Origin of the sequence: Pseudomonas sp. HMSC057H01 (genome assembly GCF_001836405.1) — a bacterium.
GTDB classification, from domain to species: domain Bacteria; phylum Pseudomonadota; class Gammaproteobacteria; order Pseudomonadales; family Pseudomonadaceae; genus Pseudomonas; species Pseudomonas aeruginosa.
On the sequence record NZ_KV828493.1, the window covers coordinates 1 to 2743 of the forward strand.

1 protein-coding gene is annotated in these 2743 nt (G+C 65.2%); it reads right to left on the minus strand.

The window, feature by feature from the left end; translation table 11 throughout:
- The coding region (locus HMPREF2581_RS19075) for a condensation domain-containing protein (protein ID WP_139181918.1) at positions 1-2743 on the minus strand (2743 nt) is incomplete at both ends.

Here is a 2743-nt window from a genome sequence, read left to right on the forward strand (position 1 = left end):
GTTGCCGGATAGCCCGAGTCGCTGCGGTTCCAGAGCTGCCCGATGACTTCGCGCTCCTCGCGGTCGAGCATGTCCAGCTCTCCCAGGCGAGCGTCAGGCATCGCCAGGATCGCATCCAGCAGATTCTGCCAATGCCGTACCAGGCGCTCTGCGGTCGAAGCATCGAATAGATCGGTCGCATAGACCAGCGCCGCCCAGATGTCCGACTCGGACTCACAGGTATCCAGCACCAGGTCGAACTGCGCCGTATGGCTTTCCCACGCCTGCTCTTCGATGCTCAGTCCCGCGACTTCCGGCAAGCCGTGCTCGCCCCGCTCCGCCTGGTAGTTGAATAGCACCTGGAACAGCGGGCTGTGGCTGAGACTGCGCTCCGGTTGCAAGGCTTCCACCAGTTGCTCGAACGGCAAGTCCTGGTGCGCCTGCGCCTCCAGCGAGCGCTGGCGAACCTGGTGCAGCAATCGCTCGAACCCCATCTGCCCATCGATGTCGGCCTTGAGCACCTGGGTGTTGACGAAGAACCCGATCAGTCGCTCGGTTTCGACCCGGTTGCGATTGGCGACCGGCACGCCGACACGGATATCCGACTGACCGCTGTAGCGATACAGCAGCGCCTGGAACGATGCCAGCAGCAACATGAAGGTACTCGCACCCTGCCGCTGGGCAAGCGCCTTCAGCCGCCTGGCCCGCTCGGCGCCGAGTTCGAACTCCAGCCGCGCGCCGCGAAAGCTCTGCTCCGCAGGACGGGGACGATCGAACGGCAGCTCCAGCACCGGCTGTTCGCCACCCAGCAGGCCGATCCAGTACGCCAACTGGCGCTCCCTCTCTCCGGCCTCCATCCATTCGCGCTGCCAGACGGCATAGTCCGGATACTGTATCGGCAGCGCCGGCAGGGCCGCTTCGCGCCCCTGGCTGTAGGCGGCATAGAGCTGGACCAGCTCTTCGACCATCAACTGCATCGACCAACCGTCGGAGACGATATGGTGCTGGACCATGACCAGCACATGGTCATTCGGAGCCACTTCGAACAGACTGATCCGCAGCAACGCATCCGTCCGTAGGTCGAAGGGCCTGGCCATCTCCGCTTCGACTGCCGCCCTGAGCGACGCGTCATCGACATTCGCCAGGTTATGCCGGGAAACCTGCAACTGCCCATCGGCGTCCACCACCTGAACGGTACGCAGGCCTTCCTGGCGGAAGCGGGTACGCAACGACTCGTGACGCTGTGCAAGGCGCTCGAAACTGCGCTGTAGCGCGACGACATCGAGGCCGCCGCGCAAGCGCAGGGCGGCGGGAATGTGATAGGCCGCGCTCTCCGGTTCCAATTGCCAGAGGAACCACTGGCGCTCCTGTGCATAGGACAACGGCAGCGGCTGCTCGCGGGTAACGGGCGTGATCGGCGGAACCTCCGCCGGTTTCTCGCCCAGGCTCTCGACGAATCCCTGCAGGACCGGCTGCTCGAAAAGGCTCTTCAGGCTGACTTCGATACCGAGATCCTGGCGAATCCGCGAGACCAGGCGCGTCGCCAGCAGCGAGTGTCCGCCCAATTCGAAGAAGTTGTCGGTCAGGCCGACCCGTTCGACGCCCAGCAACTCGCCCCATATCGCGGCCACATCTTTCTCCAGCGCGCTCGCCGGCGCCATGTGGTCGCGTTGCATCAGGCCGGCATCCGGCTTCGGCAGCGCCCGACGGTCCAGCTTGCCATTTGGACTGAGCGGCATCCGCTCGAGGAACAGCAGGTGCGAGGGCACCATGTAGTCCGGTAGCGAGGCCCGTAGCGCTGTGCGGATACGCTCGCGCAAAGCCGGCTGGCGAGTTTCGTCCTCGCCCCCCTCAGCCACCAGGTAGGCCACCAGTTGACCGTCCAGCGCAAGAGCCGCCGCTTCGCGTATTCCCTCCAAGTCCAGGAGGCGGGCTTCGACCTCCCCCAGCTCGATGCGGAAGCCGCGGATCTTCACCTGATGGTCGGCACGCCCCATGTACTCGATCACGCCGTCACCGCGTCGGCGCGCCAGGTCGCCGGTCCGGTAGAGCCTCGAGCCCGGTTCGCCGAAGGGGTCGGGCAAGAAGCGCTCGGCGGTCAAGCCGGGCCGATCGTGGTAGGCACGGGCCAGCCCGGCACGGCTGGCGATATAAAGCTCGCCTACCGCCCCTACGGGCAGTAGGCCGAGATGTTCATCCAGCACCAGCAACGTACGGCCGGGTAGCGCCTGGCCGATAGGACTGGCATTGCCCACCCGGGCGTTCTCGGCGGAACAATCGAAGACGCTGGACACCACCGTGGCCTCGGTCGGTCCATAGGTATTGAGCAACCTCACCCGGCCCATGCCGGCTTGCCGCCAGAGCTTCGGCCCCTCCAGTGGCATGGCTTCGCCACCGATGTGGATCTGCCGCAAGGCACCGTAGGAACGCCGTGGCTCGGCCAGGGCATCGAGCAGGAACAGGTTCCAGTACGCCGTGGGCAGGTCGGCAAGGGTCACGCCCTGCTCGACTATCTGCCGATACAGCTCACCGGTATCCCAGAGGTCGCCGCCACGCAGGACCACGCAGGCACCACGGGTCAGCGCCGGATAGAGCTGTTCGACGAAGCCGTCGAAACTCAGGGTGGCGAACTGCAATATCCGATCCTCCGGGGTGAGCGCGGAATAACCACTGGCGATACGCGAGAACTGCGCAAGCGCCGCATGGCTGATGGCCACGCCCTTGGGTTTTCCGGTGGAGCCGGAGGTGTAGATCACATAGGCCA